Consider the following 22,509-nt stretch of genomic DNA (forward strand, 5'->3'; position numbering starts at 1 on the left):
GCACATGCCGCGCCCGACGAAGAGCGCCGCACCCTCGAGCGCCACGCTCGAGGATGCCACCCTCGACCAGCATCTCGCCGCACTCGAGACGGGTGCCCGGTTGTGGTCGCAGTTCACCCTGGACCAGCGAGCGCGCCTGCTGACGCGGGTGCACACCACGGTCGGAGCGGTGGCCGCGGAATGGGCGGATGCTGCTGCCACCGCGAAAGGATTGGCGCCCGCCTCCCCCCTCCGCGGCGAGGAATGGCAGACCGGACCGTACGCGACGCTGGTCGGCCTCGACGCCGCGCGCACGACGCTCGATGAGCTCGCCGCCGGGAGGAGTCCCCTCGACGGGGTGCGCCTCGATGCCGCCCCGGGTGGACGCCTCCGTGCGCGGGTCTTCCCCGCCGACGCCTCCGACCGTCTCCTGCTGTCGGGCTTCAGCGGCGAGGTGTGGTTCGAGCCGGGCGTGACGGCCGCGAGCGCGCGCGCGAGCGCCGGTCTCGCGCAACTCACCCCCGGCACCTCGGGCGGCGTGGGCCTCGTGCTGGGCGCGGGCAACGTGAGCTCGATCCCCGTGCTCGATGTGCTCTACGAACTGCTGTCCGCCAACCGGGTCTCGCTGCTCAAGGTGAACCCGACGCAGGACCCCCTCGTGCCCGTGTTCGAGCGTGCATTCGCGCCTCTCATCGAACTCGGCTTCCTGCGGATCGTGCGCGGCGGCGGGGAGGTGGGCGCGTACCTGACGCAGCATCCCGCGTTCTCCCACGTGCACATCACGGGATCGGCCACGACCTTCGACGCGATCGTCTGGGGCACCGACCGCGATGCGCACACTCAGCCCCGCCTCGCGGTGCCGATCACCGCCGAGCTGGGCGGGGTGTCGCCGATCATCGTGGTGCCGGGGCGCTGGAGCGACGCCGACCTGCGCTTCCAGGCCGAGCACATCGCGACGATGCGCCTGAACAACAGCGGGCACAACTGCATCGCCGGCCAGGTCGTGCTCATCAGCGAGACGTGGCCACAGCGCGACGCGTTCGTCGGGGCCCTCCGCGCCGCGTACGAAGCCGCCCCCTCACGGCCGGTCTGGTACCCGCGCAGCGACGAGAAGCGGGCGGCCGCAGCATCCGATTACCCTGCCGCCGTCTCGAGCGCCGACGGCACCCGTCTGCTCGTCGAGCTCGGCTCCGAGGGCGACGCTCGCGCGCTGGAGACGACGGAGTACTTCGCGCCGGTGCTCGGCGTCGTGGCGCTGCCGGGGCTCGGCGAGGCCTTCCTCGACACCGCGGTCGCGCACGCGAACGAGCGCCTGAGCGGAACCCTCGGGGCCAATGTGCTCATCGACCCCTCGACTGAGGCGGCGCTGGGCGCCGGTTTCGAGCGCGCGATCGCCGAACTGCGCTACGGGGGCATCGCGATCAACGCGTGGACCGGGGTGTCATTCACCGTGCCGCAGCTGAGCTGGGGCGGCTTCCCCGGTGCAACACTCGAGGAGGTCGGCAGCGGCATCGGGGTCGTGCACAACGCCCTGCTGCTCGACCGGGTCGAGCGCTCGGTGCTGCGCGGACCCTTCCGTCCCTTCCCCCGCTCGATCGGCGCGTTGGCGTCACGGCGCGGCGTGTTCACGGTGCTGCCGAAGCCGCCGTGGTTCGTCACCGCGCGCACCGGCACCGCGGTCAGCGCGGGTCTGGCGCGCTTCCGCGCCCGCGGCAAGGTGCTGCCGCTGCTGGTCACGCTCGCCCGCGCCTTCCGCGCCTAGGCCGACCGCCGAATTCGGCTGCTCAGAGCTGGGCGCCCGGCACCGCGAAGGTGTCGCACGCGGTCTCGCCGTCCCGGTACCCGACGCCGAACCACCCCTGCCGCTGCTCGCTCGAGCCGTGCGTCCAGCTCTCGGGGTTCACGAGGCCGCCGGACTCCTGCTGGATGTGGTCGTCGCCCACCGCGGCCGCCGCGTTCAAGGCGTCGCGGATCTCGGTGTCGGTGGGTGGCTGCAGGAACGGCGTACCGTTCTCGTCCACGGCCTCCGTCATCCCGGCGACCCAGGCTCCCGCGAAGCAGTCGGCCTGCAGTTCGGTGCGCACGCCGTTGCTGTCGGGGCCGGTGCCGTTCTGCGGGTGCTGATCGAAGACGCCCGTGATGCCCTGCACGTGGTGGCCGTACTCGTGGGCGAGCACGTAGAGCTGCGCGAGCGGGCCGGCCGTGGCGTCGTACTGCGACCGCAGCAGCGAGAAGAAAGTGGGGTCGACGTAGACGGTCTCCTCCGGAGGGCAGTAGAACGGGCCCGTGGCGTTCGACGCCGTACCGCAGGCCGAGGATGTCGACACGTCCACGATGACCAGCTGCGCCGGCCGGTAGCCCGGCACCGCGTCGGACCAGAAATCGTCCAAGGCGAGGGAGGCCGACGCCAGGCGGCAATCGTCTCGGGCATTCGCATCCTGCCCCGTCTCGCAGTTCGCGATCTCCGAGCCACCCGAATCGGACGCCTGTGGCGACGACTCCCCGCCGAGCAGGGAGGAGAAGTCGCCCCCGGTGAACACGGCGAGCAGCAGCACGACGATCGCGCCGACACCCACGGTTCCGCCGCCGGCGATCACGGCACCTCGGCCGCGCCGGCGGGCCCGGTTGTCGCCGACCCGGGCGTTGTCGTTGAACGTCATGCCCTCACGCTAGCCGCGCAACCGCCCGACACACCTCTTAGGCTCGACTCGTGCTCGACACCATCCTCTTGGTCATCGCCGCGGTCGTGGTGATCAGTCTCGCGACCGCTTTCGGCCCGCGGGTGAAGGTGGCGGGCCCCCTCGTGCTGGTGGCGATCGGGCTGGGAGTCAGCCTCCTGCCGTTCGTTCCGGCCGTCGACGTCCCGCCCGATGTGATCCTCGTCGGCATCCTCCCGCCGCTGCTGTACTCCGCCGCCGTCCAGCTGCCCGCGGTCGAGTTCCGTCGCGATTTCGGACCCATCGGTGGCCTCTCCGTCCTGCTCGTCGTGGTCAGCTCGATCGTGCTGGGGGTCTTCTTCGCGTGGGTCATCCCGGGCCTCGGTCTGGCGCTCGGCATCGCGCTCGGAGCGATACTGAGTCCGACGGATGCTGTCGCCACCTCGATCGCGAGACGCCTGGGCCTCGCCCCGCGCGTGGTGACGCTGCTCGAGGGCGAGAGCCTGCTGAACGACGCCACGGCGCTGGTGCTCCTGCGCACCGCGATCGCGGCCGTCGCCGGCGGCTTCTCCTTCGCCGACACGGCCGGACAGTTCGGCTGGGCGGTGCTGCTCGCCCTCGTCGTCGGCGGCGCCGTCGGGTGGATCAACCTCCGTGTGCGCTCCTGGGTCGCCCACTCCGCGGCCAACACCGCCTTGAGCTTCACCGTGCCGTTCATCGCCTACCTGCCCACCGAGCACCTGGGCGGCTCCGGCCTAGTGGCCGCGGTCGTGGCCGGCATCGTCACCGGCCAAGGCGCCGCCCGGCGCTTCACGCCCGAGGAACGCATGTCGGATCGGCTGAATTGGCGCACGATCGAGTTGCTGCTCGAGGGCGCCGTCTTCCTCGTCATGGGGTTGGAGCTGAAGGAGATCGTCAGTCGCAACCTGGCGCGCGATCTCGGTCTGTGGCAGGGCGTCGGCCTCGCCCTCACCGCGCTGGGCATCGTGCTCGTGGTGCGCGGACTGTACGTCGCCGGACTCATCTGGCTGCAGGGCCGGCGTTCGCACGGCCGACATCGGGCGAGAGGGCGGGTGGAGGCGATGGACGGCCGGCTCGACCGCTTCGAAGCGCGCCTGGAGTCCGATCCCACCCTCGGCGGCCGCACCTCCGCCGACTCGCCGCATCCACGGCGGCGGCTCGAGGCGGGCCGCACCCGCCTGCGGCGGATGGTCGCCGATCTCGACTACTACCGCGATTCACCGCTCGGGTGGCGACACGGCACCGTGATCGTCTGGGCGGGGATGCGGGGCGTCGTCACCCTCGCGGCCGCCCAGACCCTGCCGAGGGAGACGGTCGAGCGACCGCTGCTCATCTTCGTTGCGTTCCTGGTCGCCGTCTTCAGCCTGCTGCTGCAGGGCCTCACCCTGCCCGCGCTCGTTCGCATCCTGGGCCTGCACCGCTCCTCGCACGAGGGGCCCAACGCCGCCGAGCAGCAAGAGCTGAGCAATGAGTTGCGCACGGCCGCCGGCGAGGCGGTCGCGTCCGGTCACCTGTCGCACCGCGACGGCAAGCCCTTCCCCGAGACCATGGTGCGTCTCGTCGGAGCGCGGATGACCGAGGCGCCCGACGATGAGACCGACGCCCGCACCCACGACATGCTCGAGCTGCGCCTCGCGATCATCGGCGTGATGCGCGAGCGCCTCAACGAGCTGACCCGGGACGGGCGGTACAGCACCGCCGCACTGCGCCACGCGCTCGCCGAACTCGACGCCGACCAGCTCAGCCTCGAGTTGCGGGTCGACCCAGAGGGCTGAGCACCTCGGGGTCGAGGGCAATACCGCAGCGTGGCGTGCTGTCCGCTCCGCCAGGCGGCAGAATAGAGCCGCGGAGGTTCTCATGACCGGAACGAAGGATGCTGCGGGGGTGCAGTTCGATCCTCCGACGAGCCCGCTGCACCTGCCGCACGCGGCAGCCGAGTGCCCGAAGTGCTTCACCGAACTGCAGCGCGATCGGGACTGGTGGCTCGCCCGCCCGGCGGGTTCCCGCCTCGTCGGCCTCGTCGTATCGCGCCCCGGGATGCCGTCCGTGACCGAGCAGCGCGACGACCTCTCCCGCTTCGGAGTGCCGATCGAAGGGTTTCGCCACCCGGCCCCCGAGATCCTCGAGGAGTGGTCAGGGCGCCTCGCCCGCTTCTTCGACACGCTGACCCGCGGCGACGTGCTCGTCGTGGCCAACGTGCACGCTCTCGGCACCTCCCTCGAGGACGAGACCCGCGCGGTGGCGGAACTGCACTCCCGCGGCGTCGTCGTGAAGGTGCTCGGTCACGGCGGACGTCACCTCTTCGACATCGGCCGCTGACGCAGCATCCGCTGTCCTGTCACTCCGCCCGCAGCCGCGCGTTGCCGGCCGAGACCTCGACATGAACGGTGCGCGGCGAGTCGGCAGAGGTCCGCAGAGCGTTGTCGACGTCGCCGGCTGAGACGTCGCTGGTAACGGCGTAGGTCTCATCGGGCAGGGTGATTTCGAGCGAACCCGCGCTGACCGACGCTTGGACGTCACGGGGCGCGCTGCCCGACAGCCGGGTGATGAGTTCGCCCGCGCCGAGCGACAGTCGCGCGGTCGCGACGCCGGTCAGCGCGATATCGCCGCGACCCGCGCTGACGTCCGCGCTGAGCGAGCGCGCCGAGGCGTCCACCGTCGCTTCGCCCGCGCCGAGATCGATCGCGAGATCGTCGTAGTCCCCGGCGACGTCGATCGAGCCACCGCCCACGCGGAGGTCGGCGTCCAGGCCGGCCAACCGCTCGGGCAGGATGAGGGTCGCGCGGCCGTTGTCGCCGCCGAACCAGGAGAGGAAGGCCTGGCGAGGCGTCTCGACCCGCAGCACGTCGCCGTCGCGTTCGAACGTCCACCCCCCACTGCCGGTGTTGCCCCGCACCTCGAGCGAGGCGCGGTCGACCTCGGCGAAGACGACCTCGAGCGACATGGCCGAGACGTCGACGTCGAGCGCGCTGACGCCGTCGACGGAGATCGCGCTCTCCTCGTCACGGGCGGCGGCCGTCGCGACGGTGGGGAGCACCCCTCCGGTCACGCTCACCGCGAGCACGCCGACGCCGAGCGCGGCGGTGAGCAGCGCGATCACCCGCGGCGCGGCACCGGGCCGGGGCGGAGCCGGCTGGGGAGGCTGCTCGGGGGCGGGGGGAGAGATGTCGGTGGTCATCGTGATGCTCCTGTCTGCGGCGCGGTGCCGCCGTGCTCGAGATGGACGAGGGCGGCCTGCACCCGACGGTTGCCGGAGAGGTCCTGCTCGAGTTCGAGCTTCTGGAAGATCGCGGTGATGTACTTCTCGACGCTCGCTTCCGAGACGAAGAGCGCGCGGGCGATCGCCTGGTTGGAGCGCCCTTCCGCGATGAGGGAGAGGACGGCGCGCTCGCGCTCGGTGAGGCGCTGCATCCGGGCGTCGCGGCTGCGGCGGCCCAGCAGCTGCGCCACGACCTCGGGGTCGAGCACCGTGGCACCCTCGGCGATGCGCTGCAGCGTCTCGAGGAAGTCCGAGACGTCGGCGACACGATCCTTGAGCAGGTAGCCGAAGGCTCCGTCGCCGCCCGCGATGAGGTCGCTCGCATAGCGTTCCTCGACGTACTGCGACAGCACGAGCACGGGGAGGGCCGGATGCTGGGTGCGCACCCGGAGGGCTGCGCGGATGCCCTCATCGGTGAAGGTGGGCGGGAGGCGGACGTCGAGGATGCACAGCTCGGGGGCGGTGGCAGCGACCGTCTCCTCGAGGGCATCGGCGTCGGGGAGGGCGGCGACCACCTCGTGGCCGGCGTCTTCGAGCAGGCGGACCAGACCCTCGCGCAGGAGCACGGAGTCCTCCACGATCAGGATGCGCACGGGACGCTCACCTCCAGGGCGGTGGGGCCGCCGTTCGGACTGTCGAGGCGGAAGGTGCCGCCCGCGGCGGCCACCCGGTTGGCGATGCCGTCGAGGCCGCCGCCGGCGAGGATGCGTGCCCCGCCGATACCGTCGTCCTCGACCCGGGCCCAGAGCGTGCCGTCGTCGCGGCGGCGGACCACGACGCGCACGCCGCTCGCCCGGGAGTGCTTCGCGGCGTTGGTCAACGATTCGGCGATGGCGAAGTAAGCGGCCGCTTCGGCCGTCCGTTCGCACCGGCCCTCGATCCGCACATCGAGGTGCACGGGAACATGGGATCGGGCCGCGAGCGCGGAGAGCGCAGCATCCAGTCCCCGGTCATCGAGCACGGAAGCGTGGATGCCCCGAGCGAGCTGGCGCAACTCGGTGATGGCCGCCTTCGTCGAGGTGTGCGCCTCTTCGACGAGCGCCTTCGCGGCCGCCGGGTCGTCGTCGATCTTCTGGCGGGCCAGGCCCAGGGTCATCCCTACCGAGACGAGGCGGGGCTGCACGCCGTCGTGAAGGTCGCGTTCGATGCGGGTGCGCTCGACCTCGGAGGCGCGGATGGCGCCCGCTCGCTGAGCGCCCGCTTCGCGCGCCTCGGTGGCGAGTTGGGCCTCGCGGGAGGGTACGAGGATGAGGCGCGAGAGCAGGCCGTGCAGCAGGCCGAGTCCGATGATCGCGGCGAGGGAGGCGAGCAGGAGCAGCACACCCACCACGGGCGCCCAGGCGAGAGCGACATCGATGCCGAAGATGTCGGCCGCGGCGGAGGAGGCGTAGAGCGGGGCGAAGGTGAGGGCGGCCGCTGATCCGACGACGCCGGCGAGGAAGACGACGAGTACGCCGAGGATGGTGGAGATCGCCAGGTTGGCGATGGCGCGCCAGACGGCCGGGTCGATCGCCTGCCGCCAGAACATCCGCATCATGCCGCCGAAGCCCGGGCGCAGCTGCCGTCGGATCGTCAGCCGGGGGATGCCGAAGCCGTAGAGTCCCTCGACGCGCGCGTTCTCCAGGAAGGCGAGGGCGAACAGCACGTACACCAGCGCGATGAGCACCAGCACACCGACGCCGATCAGGAACAGCAGGCCGAGGCCGGCGCCGAGCACGGAGAACAGCGCGGTGAAGACGAAGGGGCCGACGATACCGAGGGCGGCCAGCTGCGCCACGGCGCCCGCGACGTGCAGCGGCGAGGCGATCGAGGACACGCGGCGGCGCGCGGCGGGTGCCGGTGGGGCATCAGCGGTCTGGGTGGTCATGGTTCCACGGTAGGACCGCGGCCGTCGCGCGTCGCCCGAGGCACCCGTACGCGCGCTTCGGGATACCCCTAAAGCGGTGTCTCCGCGAGAGTCGGGCGGCGGGTCAGGGGACGCAGGCGGTGGCCGGCTCCGACGCCTGCCCGCTCTCGCGGCGGGTCAGCACTTGCACGCACGTCTCGCCCGAGGGGTCGGCCGGCACGGTCACGGTCGGATCCGTCACGCGCTCGAGCGCGGGCTCGCCGCCGCCCCGGGGGACGACCCCCCACAGGTACTGGTCGCCTTCGGCGGGGTCGGGGTTCGTCCAGGTGAAGACGATGCCGTCCGGCCCTGCGACGCCGGCGAGATCGGCGGGGCGGGGGGCGGACACCGGCACCACATCGATGGGCTCATCGGTCGGGGCGACCTCGGGCGTCGGCTCGGGGGCGCCGCCGAGCACCGCGGGCAGCGCGAAAGCGAGCACCAGGCCGATCAGCACGACGAACACCGCAGCGCCCACTCCGACCCAGAGGCCACGGCGCGAGCGGCGGGGCTCGGGGGGAAGGACAGCGGATGCCGGAGCCTCGGCCGCGCTCGCGGGAGCGACGGCTGCGGGCGCACCCGGGCGCGGCGGGGGCGGGGACGTGAAGGCGGGAACGCCCGGATCGATCGCCGAGACGCGCACCACGGTCTCATCGGAATCCGCCGGACGCGCCGAGCGCCGGGTCGCTTCGTCGGGTGCCCACGCCTCCGCGGGCGAGGTCGCCACGGGAGGGGCGAACCCCGGGTCGATGCTGACCACACCGCGCACGCGGGTGAGACCGTCGTCCTCGTCGTCGACGACATCGGCCGCGCCGCCGTCGTCGAGGATGTCGATCGGTGTCACCGAGTGCGCCAGCTCGATCTGCACCTTCTGCAGCGCCCGCGCGAACTCCAGCGCCGAGGGGAACCGGTCGACGGGCCGCTTCGCCATCGCCCGTTCGAGGGCGCGCTGCAGCGAAGCGGGCACATCGGTGCGGCCGATCGCGGGAAGCGGGAGGGTGGCGATGCGGTCGATCAGCTCGGCACCGGTGTTGCGCTGCCCGGGCAACTCGAACGGGGAGCGCCCCGACAGCAGGCTGTAGACCGTGGCGCCCAGCGACCAGACGTCGGAACGCGCGTCGCTGTCGGGCGACTCGGCGACGATCTCGGGCGGCGACCAGGGGATCGAGAGCCCGCCCGAGTCGCCGGCGCCCGTCGTCGAGGCGATGCCGAAGTCGGTGAGGGCCGGCCGGTTGTACTCGGTGACGAGGATGTTGGCGGGCTTGATGTCGCGGTGAAGCACCCCCGCGCGGTGGGCCGTCTCGACCGCCGCACCGACCTGCACGCCGACCCGCAGCGCTTCGGCGACACCGAACCGTTCCGAGCGGTACCGCACCTGCAGGTTCGGACGCGGGCAGTACTCCATGACGAGATACGGGCGCCCGTCCGCAGCGACGCCGGCCTGGTAGATCGTCACGATCGCCGGGTGCGTGGACAGCATCGCCATGACGTTCGCCTCGGCGGTGAACTCGGCGGAGGAGTCGCTGGCCATCCGCTCGGGCAGCAGGACTTTCACCGCCACCCGCCGGCGCGGCAGCTGCTGCTCGTACAGGAAGACGTCGGCGAAGCCCCCCGACCCGAGCAGCCCGACGACCTCGAATCCGGGCAGGGCGGGCGGCGTCTGCGGCTCGCGCCGAGCGCTCACGACCAGGCCTCGAGCACCACGGTCACACCGTCGCCGAGATCGAGCGCGTCACCGGGGACGAGCATCGTCGCCTCCCCCGGGTGCAGCTTCACCGCGGGCGATCCTTCACGCAGCAGGGTGGTGCCGTTCGTGGTCTGCAGATCGGTCGCGAGCACGCTGTCGCCTTCCGCCCGGATCTCGACGTGGTTGCGTGAGATGTCCTGCTGCGGGCTGTCGACGGCCACCAAGTGCGGGAGGTCGGCGCCCGAGGCGCGCACGGAACGCGGGCGGCGCCCGATGATGACCGAGCGGTCGAGCACGACGAGCTGCCCGGTCGAGAGTCGGAGTCGGCCGAGGACAGGTGGAAGCGGCGCGGGAACCGCGGGAGCGGCGGCCTCGACCGGGGCGCCCCCCGCAGCGGCACGCAGCCGCCGCGCTTCAGCGAGCGAAATGGTCTCGCCGTCGTGGTCGCCGACGGCGGTCTCTGCGGATGCGGCCGCCTCGCTCGCCGCCTGCCGATCGCGCGCCGATCGCCCGACGATCGTGGTGGCTTCGAGATCGTCGGCGTTGCCGGCCGCCGGAGCGGGGTCGGGCGTCGCGACGGGGACGGCGGCCGTCGGGGAGCCGGTGACCGACAGCGGGATGGAGTCGATGAGCCCCTCGGCGAGAGGCGCAGGTCGAGCCGCCGGTGGCGAGGCAGCGGGCTTCGACGGCGCCGGCGGCACCGAGACGAGGGGGGGAATCGGCGGCAGTACGGGAGGAACCGGCGGGATCACCGGCGGGACGACAGCCGCAACCGGCTCAGCTTCCGGCTCCGGCTCCGGCTCCGGCTCCGGCTCGGGCTCCGGCTCGGGCTCCGACTGCGGCTCGGGTTCCGGCTCGGGTTCCGGCTCCGGTTCGGGCTCCGGCTGGGGCTCAGGCGCGGGCTCCGGCTCCGGCTCGCGAACCTCCTCGACGCGGAGCGGTTGCACGGGCTCCGCGGGCGCGGCCTCGACAGGCGCGGGCTCCGCAGCGACGGGCTCGACAGCGTCCGGCACGACGGACTCCGCATCCAGTTCCATTGCCGAGACGAGCACAATCCCGTCCACGATCGGCAACGACGTCGTCGCCGGACCGCCGATCGTCAGCCGGATGACATCGCGGATGCTGCGCTCCACCCAGGTCGACGCATTCGCGCCGTCGATGGCCTCCGAACCGGAGGGGGTCGCCACCGTCGCGGAGAGGTCTCCACGGACGCTGATCCGCCATCCCTCGTTCTCATCCAGCGCGACGACGAAGGCGGGCACGGCGGACAGCGGTCCGCCGGCGGCCAGCACGTCGACGATCCCGCCGAATCCGTCCCCCGCGAGCAGCCGGTCGCGGACGGCGACGGCCTCAGCATCCGTCGCTCCTTCCCCGAGAACCACGACGCCACGCTCCGCGACGACGGCGCGCAAGGTTCCGCTCGCGTAGTGCACGGTCGTCATGAGTGGGCTCCTCGCGCGCGGGTTCGGGGCAGGGTGTCTTCCCTGACATCTTCGTTCATATCCGCCGAGGGGATCGTCTGCGCACTGTCGCGGCCGCCGCGCACCCGCACGTCGAGGGCGTCGATCACGAGCACCGTCACATTGTCGCGGCCGCCCGCGTCGACGGCCTCTCGGACGAGTCGGTCGGCCGCGGCCTGCGGATGCGTCTCGGTGCGCAGGATGAGGTCGATGCGTGCCTCGTCGATCTCGGTGGGGAGTCCGTCGGAGCACACCATGATGCGGTCGCCCTGCTCGGCCGGCAGCAGCCAGTAGTCGGCCTCGCCGTCGCTGCCCGCACCCAGCGCCCGGGTGATGACATTGCGTCGCGTGTCGCGGGCGGCCGAGGCCGCGTCGAGCTGGCCCGCGTCGATGAGTTCCTGCACCACCGAGTGATCGACGCTGATCTGCTCGAACACGTCCTCACTCAGGCGGTAGGTGCGGGAGTCGCCGACGTTCACGGCCAGCCAGTACCCCTCGCCGTCGATGTCGGCGACGATCACGCCCGCGAGCGTCGTTCCCGCGCCCGCTCCGGCACCGTCGGGGAGGGCGTCCACCCGCCGGCGCGCTTCGTGCAGGGTGGTCTGCACGAGCTCGACCGTCAGACTCGGCCGCCCGATCAGGCGGGCGAACTCGGCGATGACCGTGGCGCTCGCGATCTCGCCGGCCTGGTGGCCGCCCATCCCGTCGGCGACGAGGAAGAGCGGTGGAGCTGCGAGGTGGCTGTCCTCGTTCAGCGAGCGCTTGCGGCCGACGTCGGTGGCGGAACCCCATGCGACGGCCACGGGCACGGCGGTCACGAGTTCGGCCCGTCTGTCAGTTCGGCGGGCGGTTCCTGCGGCGCGGGAGCGGCAACCGGCTTCGACCGGCGCGGTCGGGGTGCCGGGAGCGCGAAGCGCGTGCCCGCGAGAAGGGTGCGCACGGCCAGTCGAGCGCGCAGCCGCTGCCAGAACGACGATTTCCGACGCATCCCGCCCACGATGCCGTCGACTTCGCGCCAGAACGCGTCCACCTCGTCGGGGGTCGGGTCGCTCGGCCCGAACACCTCGGCATCAGCGCGCCGCGCCAGTGTCGTCACCTCAGGTTCGGCGAACGCGGTGCCGACGACGCGTGCGTCCTCGGTGCGGGTGCCGCCCCGGCGCACTGGGGTGCCGTAGTCGGAAGCGCTGTCCACGAGCTCCTCCCACCCGCCGCTGATGCGGTCGGCTGCCCGTTCGGCCTCGCGGCGACGCTTGCGGCGCGCGGCCTTCAATCCCCCGACGACCACGAACGGTGCGAGCAGAAGAGCGAGGATCGCAAGGACGGCGAGGGCGATGAGCAGCACGAGGCCGATGATGCCGGCGAGGTTGTTCTGCTCGTCCTCCGACTCCCGCTCATCCGGCACGGTGGGCGGCAGATCGACGGGTTGCTGCTCGGGCGGCGGGGGCTGCAGCACCTGGGGCTTGGGATCGGCGCGCGGCTTCGTGCTCTGATCGTTGGGCACCTGATCCTCGGGAGGCGTGGGGTCGAAGGCGACCCATCCGGCGCCCTCGAACGCGACCTCCACCCACGCGTGCAGCGAATCGCCCGTCGCGGTGAAGACCGGTCCGCTCTCGTCCTCGGCCGGGTAGAAGCCCATGACCACGCGCGCCGGCATGCCCAGTTGCCCGGCCAAGAGGGCCATCGCGACGGCGTACTGCTCGTCGTCGCCGATCATCTGCTCGCCCCCGAGCAGGGCGGTGATGCGCTCGGCGCCGTGCCCGGCGCGCGAGAGCACCTGACCCTCGAGACCGTGGCTGAAGAAGCCGTCCTGCGCGAGCGCCTGCTGCAGCGCGCGCGCCTGTTCGATCGGCGTCGTCGCATCGGCGACCATGTCGGAGGCGATCTCGGCGAACTCGGTGGGCACTGCTTCCTGCTTCGGCATGCGCACCGAGGCGAACGGAACGTCGGCGAGCTGCTCGTCGCTCGGCACGGCCGGCAGGACGGCGTCGAAGGTGTAAGCAGCTCCCTGGCCGAGCCCGGAGGTCACGACTCCGGTGCCGGTGGTCTCGTTGTAATAGGCCGAGCGGCGCAACTGCTCCGCGTTGTCCCCCTCGAACCGCACCGAGGTGACCTCGCCCGTGTCGGGGAGCCAGACGGTGTTGAGCGCTCCCACCTCGACGTGCACGGTCACGGGCGTGCCAACGGCGTCCGGCGACATGCTGGTGCGCACCGGCGTGAACGCGCTCGAGGAGCCCGCGCCCTCGTCGGCGACGTTCAGCACGACGCCGTCGTACGCGTCCATCGTCGCCAGACGGATGCGTGCCCCTTCGGGGAGACCGGATGCGGTGAACAGCGGCTCGTCGGGGAAGTCGCGCACGTAGGCCCGGAACGACTGGAGGGGGCTGGGGTATTGGCGCAGATCGAACGGCGGCACGACGACGTCGCGCAGGACGTACCGCGGCTCGTTCGCCGCGGCGAGGGCGTTGGTGGCGATACCGGCGGTCGCAGCGATGGCGAGCACGATCGCGCCGGCGACGATCCGTCGGGTCGGCAGTCCGGTCGGGCGGGAGGATTCCCCGATCGACACGACAGCGCGGGCCGGCTGCCACGCCTGACGGACAGCGCTCCACACAATCGCGACGACCGCGAAAGCGAGTCCCTGAACGAGCGGCGCCGCGGGCTGCGCGGTTCCCAGCACGATCTGCACGCCGAGGAAGATCACCGCGGGCACGAGCGCCCACACCGGCGGGTTCACCCGCAGGGCGAGGCTCGCGGTCAGCACGGCCGCGACGAGGGTGAGCAGGAACGGCACGATCAGGTGCCCATCATCGGCGGAGACCGGCGCGACAGTGGTGAGAAGTTGCTTCCACGACGTCACGACCCCGGCCGCGAGCCGGGCAAGGGTGTCGAGGGTGGGCACGAATCCCGCGATCGCGGTGTGCGGGAGGGCCAGCACCGCTCCGAAGACGAAATAGGCGGCGATCGTGAGGGCGGCGAGCACGAGAACGCCCCAGCGGCGCCACGCGCCGACGACGGCGATACCGAGGCCCAGGACGAGTCCGCCGAGAGCGGCGACCAGGTAGGACGGACCATCGAACGTCGGCCAGAAACCGATGATCGGCACCGCCAGCAGGGCGGCGGATGCTGCCAGGTCGAGCGCCCAGCGACGTCGGGGCAGCACGGCGCTCACGCGAGCACCTTCCGCAGGGCTGCGGGCAGTTGTTCGAGCTCGCCGACCGTGATCACGTCGGCCTCGGCGATCCGGCGGAGGGACGGCGATGCCCCCCGCTCGGCGACCACGGCCAGTACCCGCGCCCCGAAGGGGAGTCTGCTGCACGCGACGCGCAACCGCGCAGCATCCACGGAACTGCCGCAGACGAGGATGACGATGCTGGCCAAGGGCATGGCGGCCGCGACCGCTCCGGCGAGTTCCACGATGTCGCCCTCGCGCGGTCGCGCGTAGACGAGTCCGGAGAGCGCGTCGAGGAACTGCTTGCCGGTCGCGGCCCTCAGCGGTCCGCCCTGCGAGCGCACCTCCACCCGCTGCGAATCGCGGAGGGCACGCAGACCGAGGGATCCCGCTGCTGAGACGGCGAGTTCGAACTCTTCGGGATCGCGGTAGTCGGCGGGGTGGCGCGACAATCCGATCACGAAGTGCGAGCGTCGGGTCTCTTCGTACTGGCGCACCATGAGCGAACCGGTGCGCGCCGTCGACTTCCAGTGCACGTGGCGGAGGTCATCGCCGGGCTGATACTCGCGCAGCGCGTGGAAGGACACATCGTCGCGCGAGAGGTCGGTGGCCGGCAGCCCCTCGAGGTCGCGGAGGAAGCCGAGGGACTGCCCGCCGAAGAGCACGGTGCGCGGATGCACGTAGAGGTCGACGGGCTCGTCGCGACGCTGGATGCGTTCGAACAGCCCGAGCGGATCGCCCCGAACGACGCTGACGGGTCCGACTTTCAGCACCGCACGCCGCTGGGTGGGGATCGCGAAGAGTTCCTCGGCCTCGGCTCCCGGGGCAAGACGGCCGACGGCGAACTCACCGCGTCCCGCGCCGACGGGCAGCACGATGCGCGAGGGCAGGATGGCACGGCTTCCGGTGTTCGACAGCGACAGGGCGCCGACGGCGCGTTCGCCGACGACCACGCGCGTGCGGGTGAGGTCGAGACCGACGGCGTAATCGGTACGGCCGATGAGGAACAGCAGACACAGTGCGAGGACGGCGAGCACGACGACCGCGACGATGACCAGCTCGCGCCAGCCGAGCATGCGCCCGGCGATGAACAGGGCGATCGCTCCCGCGAGCAGGACCCAGGCGAGCGGGCGCGCGACGGCGAGCACGGCTCGCGCACGCCGCAGCACGCGGGCGGCCACGGGGGCTGCCACCTCGCGCAGCGCGGTACGCGTCGTGCCGGCAGCGACCGTCGCGCCCGGCGTCTGGGTCGTCGTCATCAGGCGGCGGACCTCGCCTGCGGTGCCGCGATCGTGTCGAGCACCCGGGCGATGACGGTCTCAGCGCTGGTGCCGGCGAACTCCGCTTCGGGGTCGAGAACGATGCGGTGGGTCCAGACCGGGGCGATGAGCAGCTTGATGTCATCCGGGATGACGTAGTGACGGCCCTGCGAGGCCGCCCAGACCTTGGCGACGCGGATCATCGCGATCGCCCCGCGCACCGACACACCCACGCGGGTGGCGTCATCGGTACGCGTGGCCTCGGCCAGCTGAGCGGTGTAGCGCAGCACGGCGGGCTCGACGTGCACGGTCGCGGCGAGGTCGGCCATGTCGCCGACGGCACCGGTGGTGATGACCTCGGCGAGACTCGCGGAGGGGTTGCGGTCGGAGGCGCCGGCGAGGATGCGCTCGGTGATCGCCAGATCGGGATACCCGATCGAGGTCTTCACGAGGAAGCGGTCGAGCTGCGCTTCGGGGAGCTTGTAAGTACCGGCCTGCTCGATCGGGTTCTGCGTCGCGATCACGAGGAACGGCCGCCCCACCTCGTGGGTGACGCCGTCGACGGTGACGCGGGACTCCTCCATGACCTCCAGGAGCGCGGACTGCGTCTTCGGGGAGGCACGGTTGATCTCGTCGGCGAGCACGATCGAGGCGAAGATCGGCCCCCGGTGGAAGTCGAACTTGTGCGTCTCCTGGTCGTAGATCGTGACCCCGGTGACGTCGGAAGGCAGCAGGTCGGGGGTGAACTGGATGCGCTGGCTGGTGCCCTGCACGGTCGCGGCGAGCGCCTTCGCGAGGCTCGTCTTGCCCGTACCGGGCGCGTCCTCGAGCAGCACGTGTCCCTCGGCGAGCATCGCGGCGATGACGAGCCCGACGACCTCGCGCTTTCCCATCAGCGCATGGTCGACGTTGTCGACGAGGCGGGTGAAGGTGCCTTCGAACCAGGCGGCCTGTTCGGGGGTCATGGTCATGAGGGATCCTTCGTGGTGGAGGGGGACAGGGGCCTGCGGGCCGCTAGTACCAGGTCATGTGCTGGGACTGACCCCAGCCGTCGATGTCGATCCAGGCGTCGTAGCCCGGGTAACCCATGTAGCAGGTCAGTTCGACTTCACCGTTGGCAGGCACGTTGTACGCCTTCACGGAGAACCGCTGGTCGCCGGTGTGCGAGCAGGCGAGGTTGTAGGTGCCGGCCGGGAAGTTCGCGACGCGCAGCTTGAAGTACGCGCACGACGTGTTGTCGCAGTTGGGGAAATCGCCGCCGCTGGAGCCCTTGACCATCTGCGCGACCGCCACCGGCTGCGGGTCGGTGCGGGCGGAGGCCGAGGCTTCCGCGCTGACCTGGCCCGCTGTGTCGATGGCCTTCACCCAGATGGTGTGGTCCTGGTCGTAGCCGTTGCCCACCAGGCGGGAGTTTCCGCCGACCCCGACGTTCTCCCATCCCCCGTTGTCGACCCGGATCTCGAGGTGGTCGATCGGACGACCGTTCTCGCTCGGCATGCTCCAGGACACGCGAACCTGCGTACCCTCGCGCGTCGCGCCGGCACCGGGCGGGTTCACCGGGCCGAAGGGTCGCACCGAGTTGGACGGCTGCGAGGGATCGGAGGAATAACCCGATCCGTCCACTTGCGAGACGGCCTGCACCCGAATCGTGTGCGAGCCGGCGTTGGACACGCCACTGATCGGCCCGCGGTTCCATGCCTGCCAGGCGCCGCCGTCGACGGAGTACTGGTAGCGCACCTCGCTCGCGGATGCCCCGTTGAGCGGGCCCTCGGTGAAGGTCACGTCGATGGTGTTGTCGGGGCGCGGCGTCGAAGCGGTCACGCCGGTCGGCGCGCCCGGTGCGTTCACCGCTCGGCGAGGCGCCGAGGCGGGGCTATCGGCTCCCCATCCGGCCTTGTTCCTGGCGGCGACCGTGAAGGTGTAGTTCGTGGTCGACGTCGGCAGGGTGACTGCTTGCGAGGTCTGACCGGCCGGCACCGAGATGGTGCGGGATTGCTCTCCGCGAACGGTGAGAAGGTATTCCGCGATGGGGTCACCGTTGGCGCTGGGCGCATTCCAATTGACTTGGATCTGTGCCTGCTGCCCGACGGACTGCACCCGCTGGGTGGTGGGCGCGGCGGCGGCGGCCGGTGGCCCGGCGGGAACCTGGCCGGCGGAGTACCCGCTCCAGCTCGACGGCTCGGGAGCGCGGTTCCGTGCCTGCACGCGCACCTGGTAGTTGACGCCGTTCTCGAGGCCCTCCCAGACGACCGAGTTGCCGGTCGCCGTCTTCTGCGTCATCCCCGAGGGAGGGGCGGGCGAGATCTCGAGCGTGTACGACTCCACCGGCGAGCCGGGGGTGGACGGCGTCGTCCACGCGACGTCGAGGCCCTTGTCGCGGAACTTGAGCGTCGGGGGCTGCGGGGTGTCAGGACGGGCGTCGGGGCGGGCGACGGCCGAGGGCGCCGACGGGTCGGACTCCCCGACGCGGTTCGTCGCCGTCACCAGGAACGTGTACTCGACGTTGTTGGTCAGCCCATCGAGGGTGCACGTGGTGGAGGCGCACTGCTTCGTGTAGGCGCCGGAGGCGGCACGTACGGTGTAGCCGGTGATGTCGGCGCCGTTGTTGGCGGGCGGGGTCCACGACAGCACGACCGTTCGGTCCTGGACGCTCGACACCGAGGGCGTGCCCGGCGCGTTCGGCTTGCCCTGCACGGTGAGACGGATGCGGCCCTCCACCTCGCGGTCGGGGTCGCCCGTCGCATCCTGCACCCGGTAGCGCACGACCATCGTGCCGAAGAAGTCAGCCGCCGGGGAGACGGACACCTGGTCGCCCGCGACCTGGGCTTGCCCACTACCGGTCTCGGTCACGGCGGTCGTGACCTTCAGAGCGGTCTCGGGGAAGGGGTTGAAGTCGTTGGCGAGGACGGGCACCGAGATCGTCTTGCCCTGGTCGGCCTGCGGCACGACGTCGTCGTTGGCGGTCGGCAACGGACGCGTGGAGGCGGTGACCCGCACGGTCACGGACCCTTCGATCGCGTCGGTCTCGCCGTCGTCTATGCGCAGCGCGAGCGTGATCGCCGACCCCTTGGGGGTGCCCGAGTCGGCGCTGACCTGCAGCGACTGACCGTCGATCGAGGCGCTGTAGCCGGAGGGTGCTCCCCCGACGATCTCGTACTGCATGCTGTCGAGGTCGCCCTCGTCGGGATCGGTCGTGAGCGCGCGCAGGTCGAGGTTCGTCGCGTCCTCGCCCGGGGCGACATCCATCTGCCCGTTGACGAAGGTCGGCTGCTGGTTCTCGGGCGGCAGCACGGTGATCGGAATGGTCAGCGTGGCCTTGCGCCCCGCGGGGTCATCGGGCCCGGTGCCGTCGGTGACTTCGAACGTGAGCGCGTCCTGACCGAAGAAGCCGTCGGCCGAGGTGTAGCTGAGCGTCTCCCGGTCTTTCACGAGGTCGGCGCCGTTCGCGTGCGAGGCCGCGACCTTCGATGCTTCCGTGATGCCCACCGTGAGTCCGCCGGCGGCCCGCACGTAGTCGGCCAGGGGCAGGTCGATGGTCTCACCGCTCTGCACCTCGACCGACTCGGTCGAGATCAGCGTCGGCGGCAGGTCGCCGAGCGCGGGCACGAAGATGAACGCCGAGGCGGTCAGGGCGTCCTGGTCGGTGATCGTGTACCGCAGCAACTGGGCCTGCTCGAGCAGGGGGATGCGCACGATGCCCTCGTCCTGCACGGTCGCCCCACCGTCGACGGTGATGGTCAAAGCATCCGTCGTGCCGTCGGGATCCTCGTCGTTGGCGAGCACGTCGAGGTCGACGAACGCGTCGTCCTGCACGTCCTGCGGGCGCACGCGGTCGTCGCGGGCGATCGGCCGCTGCAAGGGCACGTCCTCGGCCACGGTCACCTGCAGCACCGCGCGGGCCTCCGCGCCTCGGGCATCGCTGATCGTGTACTGCAGCGAGGTCTCGACCGGCTCGGCGGGCGAGGTGACGACGACGCGATCGCCCACGACGCGGGCGTCGAGGCCGTCCACCTCGGGCAGGATCAGGCCGTTCGACTGGAGGGAGATGCTGTCACCCTCGGGGTCGGAGTCGTTCGCGAGCACGGGGACGGCGACCTCGCGACCCGGGCGCATGATCACGGAGTCCTTCACCGCGTACGGTGCCTGGTTGGCGGCCTCGGCGGGGGCGATGCCGACACGGATGGATGCTGTCGCCTCGGCGCCCGCGCGGTCGCGGACGCGATAGGTGAAGGCGTCGACGCCCGCGGCGTCGTCGAAGGCGTCGTAGACGAGGAAGTTGGCGCCCACCTCGGTGACCTGACCCTTGGTCGGGGCGGAATCGATGCCGATGAGTTCGACGGAATCGCCGTCCGCGTCGAGGCCGTCGAGGGGCACTGCGATCCGCACCTCGGAGCCGCCGAGCACACGGGAGGTGATGTCGCGGGGGCGCGGCGCCTGGTTCGTCTCGGGATTGGCGGGCAGCACCTGGATGGTGACGTACGCGGCGTCCTTCTGCCCGGTCGAATCGACGGCCTCGTAGGTCGCGTAGACGGTTCCGGGCTCGCCGCTCGCTCGGAAGCGCACGGTGTCCTGCGAGACGAAGATCTCGCCGTCCTCGGGCTGCGGGAGGGGCGCCACCAGCTCGGGGGCGACGTGCATCGTGTCGCCATTGGGGTGGGTGTCGTTGTCGAGCACCGGGATGGTGACCACATCGCCGACGCGCACGACCGCCTGGTCGTCGTTGGCGACCGGGGGCTCCAGCTGTTCGGGCGCGGGCACCGGGATGACGATGACCTCGCCCTCGGCGGTCTGCGCGCCGTTGGAGATGCGGTAGCCGATGCGGGTCTGCTCGGCGAGAGCCGCTTGATCGGTGATGCGCAGTGTCTCGTGGTTGAGCACGGCGACGGAGATTCCGCTGTTCGGATCGACCGTCACCGACTGCACGACGAGGATGCCGCCCGAGGGGTCGATGTCGTTCGCGAGCACGTTGACGAGCACGTCGCCACCGCTCGTCAGCAACGCCACGTCGCGAACGGCGATCGGGGGGAGGTCGGTGTCGGCGTCGGGCACCACGTCGATGCGCACCAGACCCGGCACGGCGTTGGCGCCGGAGGACACGAGGTACTGCACGTAGTAGACGGCGGGTGCGTCGGAGCGGAACGAGAAGGTCTTGTTCGCGAAGTCGGGGGTGATCGTTGCGCCGGCGACCTCGTCGACGCGGGTGAGGCGCAGCGGGTCACGGCCCGAGCTGGTGTCGTTGGTCAGCGGGGCGACCGTCGCGGTCTGGCCCACCCGCACCACGACGTGATCGGCGTTGGTGACGGGAACGGTCGAACCGGGCGGGCGGATGTCGACCCGCAGCACCCCGTCGCTGATATCGGTGCCGTCCGACACCACGATCGGCACATCCTTGCGCCCCTGAGCACCACCGATGGCCCGGTAGGAGATGCGCCCGTCGGAGGTGAAGTCGGCTTCGTCTCCGCCGTCGGGGGTGACCGCCCGCAAGAAGACGTCGTCGCCGTCGGGGTCGATCCAATCGGGGAGCACGTTGTTCGAGACCGTCGCGCCGGCCTCGACGACGGAAGCGGTGACGCGTTTCTGCACCGGCGGGGCATTCACGTCCCACCCGTGCACGCTCAGCCGCACGGTCGCGGTGTCGGTGCCGCCCCGGCCGTCGTCGATCTGGTACGTGAACGTGTCGGAGCCCGAGCCGTCTTCGGGAACGGCGATCTGGAGGGCCGCTCCATTGTTGATCGCCTGCACGGCTCCCAGGCCCGGATCGCCGTCGGGCAGGGTCACCGTCAGCACATCGCCGTCGGCGTCGGTGTCGTTGTCGAGCACCGGGAGTACGGTGGTGCGACCCGGGCGCACTCCGAAGTCGTCGTCGGTCGCCACCGGCACCGTGTTGACCTCGGTGCGTTCGGGCAGCGTCGTCTCGACGGTCTGCTCGGTGGTCTGCTCGTCCTCTTCGGAGTCGCCCTCGGGAGGGGTGATGTCTTCCCAGTTGTCGACACGCTGCATGCTGTCGCTGGCCATCCAGGCGGCGCCGCCCACGATGTCGTTGAGCACGACCACGTCGCGGTTCTGGCGGAACTGCAGCTGGGCGGTGGGATCGATGTCGTCGATGTCGACGGCGAGGTCATTCGCGTCGCCCGAGCAGTCGCGCACGAAGCGCGCCGACCCGCCCCAGGCCCCGTACGTGCAGCCTCCGAGGGCGACCGGAGCGGCAGCATCCCCCTCGCCCCCTGACGAGGTCTCGACGATCTCGGAGCCGTCGAGCGGCACGCTGATGAGGTCGGACGTCGTGGCGAGCATGACGGCGCCGGTTTCGGGCGAGGGCTGTTGCAGAACGGCGGTGTCACCGCGCGGCACCTCGGCGCGTACGCCGGTGCTGGTCTGCACGGTGCCCGTCTGGGCGTCGAGCACGGCCGCGGTGGTGCCGACCACCGTGATCGACAGCTCGGCGGTGTCGTCGACGCTCTCGAGTGCGCGGGTGGAAGGATCCTCGGGCTCACCGTTCTCGTCCACCGCGATCGTGGTGATCTCGCCCGTTCCGACCGACACGCCGTAGACGGTGCCGTCGCGACCCACCGTGACGTCGGCGTCCTCGCCGAGCTCGGCCGTGGGGTCGGTTCCTTCGACGGTGAAGCCCGACATGGCCCGTGCGGGAACGACCCAGAGGCTGCCCGCCGACGGCTCGAGCACCGCGACCGTCGGGCCGCCGAGCGCGATCTTCGCGCCGGCGGGGATGTCGGCGGAGTCGCCGAGCACCACCATGGCGGGGTCGACGGTGGTGACGGTCGCGTCCGTGGAGTCGGTCACCAGGACGGTCGCTGAGTCCTGCACGATGTCGTAGTCGTCGCTCGCGGCGCGGAGCCCGCCGTCGAGAACACGCGATTCATGGTTGAAGTGGCCCACCATGAGGGAGGACTGCTTCGTGATCCACACGCCGCCGTCGTTGAGGTCGACCTCGGTGGTCGGGTTGCCTTCGTACACGAACGCGAGGGTCGCGATCGCGACCGCGGACACCGTCACGATGCCGACCGAAGCCAGCGTGCGACGACGCCGACGAAACCATGTGAACGACCTCATGGCAACCTCCCCCCCGGGTGTGGAAACCAGTCACCGTGTCCGCTGCTGGTCGCGGCGCACGG

At 71.4% G+C, this 22,509-nt stretch carries 14 protein-coding genes; 3 read left to right on the forward strand and 11 right to left on the reverse strand.

Annotated features, from left to right (window positions below):
- Positions 1-4: 4 nt before the first annotated feature.
- On the forward strand, positions 5-1,741 hold the full coding sequence (locus tag ACFXP5_RS08825) for an aldehyde dehydrogenase family protein (RefSeq protein ID WP_394544343.1): 1,737 nt from the start codon (positions 5-7) through the stop codon (positions 1,739-1,741).
- Positions 1,742-1,763: 22 nt separating this feature from the next.
- On the opposite strand, the gene ypfJ is transcribed toward ACFXP5_RS08825, so the two are convergent.
- Positions 1,764-2,639, reverse strand: a complete 876-nt coding sequence (gene ypfJ / locus ACFXP5_RS08830; RefSeq protein WP_394544344.1) for a KPN_02809 family neutral zinc metallopeptidase — start codon at positions 2,637-2,639, stop codon at positions 1,764-1,766.
- 50 nt (positions 2,640-2,689) lie between these two features.
- Between ypfJ and ACFXP5_RS08835 the strand changes: the two genes are divergently transcribed.
- Positions 2,690-4,432, forward strand: coding sequence for a cation:proton antiporter (locus ACFXP5_RS08835; RefSeq protein ID WP_394544345.1), 1,743 nt, complete (start codon positions 2,690-2,692; stop codon positions 4,430-4,432).
- 82 nt (positions 4,433-4,514) lie between these two features.
- Entirely contained in the window at positions 4,515-4,976 is a 462-nt protein-coding gene (locus ACFXP5_RS08840) for a recombinase family protein (protein WP_394527817.1), read from the forward strand.
- Between the two features lie 19 nt (positions 4,977-4,995).
- Here the strand turns inward: ACFXP5_RS08840 and ACFXP5_RS08845 are convergent, their stop codons facing one another.
- The 10 genes from ACFXP5_RS08845 to ACFXP5_RS08890 form a co-directional block, all read right to left on the reverse strand.
- A complete protein-coding gene (locus tag ACFXP5_RS08845; RefSeq protein ID WP_394544346.1) occupies positions 4,996-5,835 on the reverse strand; it encodes a DUF4097 family beta strand repeat-containing protein in 840 nt (279 codons plus the stop codon).
- On the reverse strand, positions 5,832-6,509 hold the full coding sequence (locus ACFXP5_RS08850; RefSeq protein WP_394544347.1) for a response regulator: 678 nt from the start codon (positions 6,507-6,509) through the stop codon (positions 5,832-5,834). Before ACFXP5_RS08850 ends, ACFXP5_RS08845 begins: the two co-directional genes overlap by 4 nt.
- A complete protein-coding gene (locus tag ACFXP5_RS08855) occupies positions 6,497-7,783 on the reverse strand; it encodes a sensor histidine kinase (RefSeq protein ID WP_394544348.1) in 1,287 nt (428 codons plus the stop codon). The genes ACFXP5_RS08850 and ACFXP5_RS08855 overlap by 13 nt, the downstream gene beginning before the upstream one ends.
- Positions 7,784-7,886: 103 nt before the next feature.
- Complete coding sequence (locus tag ACFXP5_RS08860; protein WP_394544349.1) at positions 7,887-9,485, reverse strand: serine/threonine-protein kinase; 1,599 nt, start codon at positions 9,483-9,485, stop codon at positions 7,887-7,889.
- On the reverse strand, positions 9,482-10,930 hold the full coding sequence (locus ACFXP5_RS08865) for an FHA domain-containing protein (protein WP_394544350.1): 1,449 nt from the start codon (positions 10,928-10,930) through the stop codon (positions 9,482-9,484). The genes ACFXP5_RS08860 and ACFXP5_RS08865 overlap by 4 nt, the downstream gene beginning before the upstream one ends.
- Positions 10,927-11,766 (reverse strand): PP2C family protein-serine/threonine phosphatase, encoded by an 840-nt coding sequence (locus tag ACFXP5_RS08870; protein ID WP_394544351.1) that lies wholly within the window; start codon positions 11,764-11,766, stop codon positions 10,927-10,929. The genes ACFXP5_RS08865 and ACFXP5_RS08870 overlap by 4 nt, the downstream gene beginning before the upstream one ends.
- Positions 11,763-14,117, reverse strand: coding sequence for a transglutaminase TgpA family protein (locus ACFXP5_RS08875; protein ID WP_394544352.1), 2,355 nt, complete (start codon positions 14,115-14,117; stop codon positions 11,763-11,765). Before ACFXP5_RS08875 ends, ACFXP5_RS08870 begins: the two co-directional genes overlap by 4 nt.
- The gene (locus ACFXP5_RS08880) at positions 14,114-15,376 is read right to left on the reverse strand and encodes a DUF58 domain-containing protein (protein ID WP_394544353.1); all 1,263 of its coding nucleotides are present in this window, start codon (positions 15,374-15,376) and stop codon (positions 14,114-14,116) included. Before ACFXP5_RS08880 ends, ACFXP5_RS08875 begins: the two co-directional genes overlap by 4 nt.
- Positions 15,376-16,347 carry an AAA family ATPase gene (locus ACFXP5_RS08885; protein ID WP_394527826.1) on the reverse strand — a complete coding sequence of 324 codons (972 nt, stop codon included), beginning with the start codon at positions 16,345-16,347 and terminating at the stop codon, positions 15,376-15,378. Before ACFXP5_RS08885 ends, ACFXP5_RS08880 begins: the two co-directional genes overlap by 1 nt.
- Before the next feature lie 43 nt (positions 16,348-16,390).
- Positions 16,391-22,447, reverse strand: a complete 6,057-nt coding sequence (locus ACFXP5_RS08890) for an Ig-like domain-containing protein (RefSeq protein WP_394544354.1) — start codon at positions 22,445-22,447, stop codon at positions 16,391-16,393.
- Positions 22,448-22,509 lie beyond the last annotated feature (62 nt).

It is taken from the genome of Microbacterium hanjuni (assembly GCF_043556395.1).
Classification (GTDB): Bacteria; Actinomycetota; Actinomycetes; order Actinomycetales; family Microbacteriaceae; genus Microbacterium.

What these genes read in the sequence shown, in the direction of transcription:
- ACFXP5_RS08840 (WP_394527817.1), top strand. Translation starts at nt 4,515, where the DNA reads ATGACCGGAACGAAGGATGCTGCGGGGGTGCAGTTCGATCCTCCGACG.
- ACFXP5_RS08885 (WP_394527826.1), bottom strand. Translation starts at nt 16,347, where the DNA reads ATGACCATGACCCCCGAACAGGCCGCCTGGTTCGAAGGCACCTTCACC.
- ypfJ (WP_394544344.1), bottom strand. Translation starts at nt 2,639, where the DNA reads ATGACGTTCAACGACAACGCCCGGGTCGGCGACAACCGGGCCCGCCGG.
- ACFXP5_RS08865 (WP_394544350.1), bottom strand. Translation starts at nt 10,930, where the DNA reads ATGACGACCGTGCACTACGCGAGCGGAACCTTGCGCGCCGTCGTCGCG.
- ACFXP5_RS08855 (WP_394544348.1), bottom strand. Translation starts at nt 7,783, where the DNA reads ATGACCACCCAGACCGCTGATGCCCCACCGGCACCCGCCGCGCGCCGC.
- ACFXP5_RS08880 (WP_394544353.1), bottom strand. Translation starts at nt 15,376, where the DNA reads ATGACGACGACCCAGACGCCGGGCGCGACGGTCGCTGCCGGCACGACG.
- ACFXP5_RS08890 (WP_394544354.1), bottom strand. Translation starts at nt 22,447, where the DNA reads ATGAGGTCGTTCACATGGTTTCGTCGGCGTCGTCGCACGCTGGCTTCG.
- ACFXP5_RS08845 (WP_394544346.1), bottom strand. Translation starts at nt 5,835, where the DNA reads ATGACCACCGACATCTCTCCCCCCGCCCCCGAGCAGCCTCCCCAGCCG.
- ACFXP5_RS08825 (WP_394544343.1), top strand. Translation starts at nt 5, where the DNA reads ATGCCGCGCCCGACGAAGAGCGCCGCACCCTCGAGCGCCACGCTCGAG.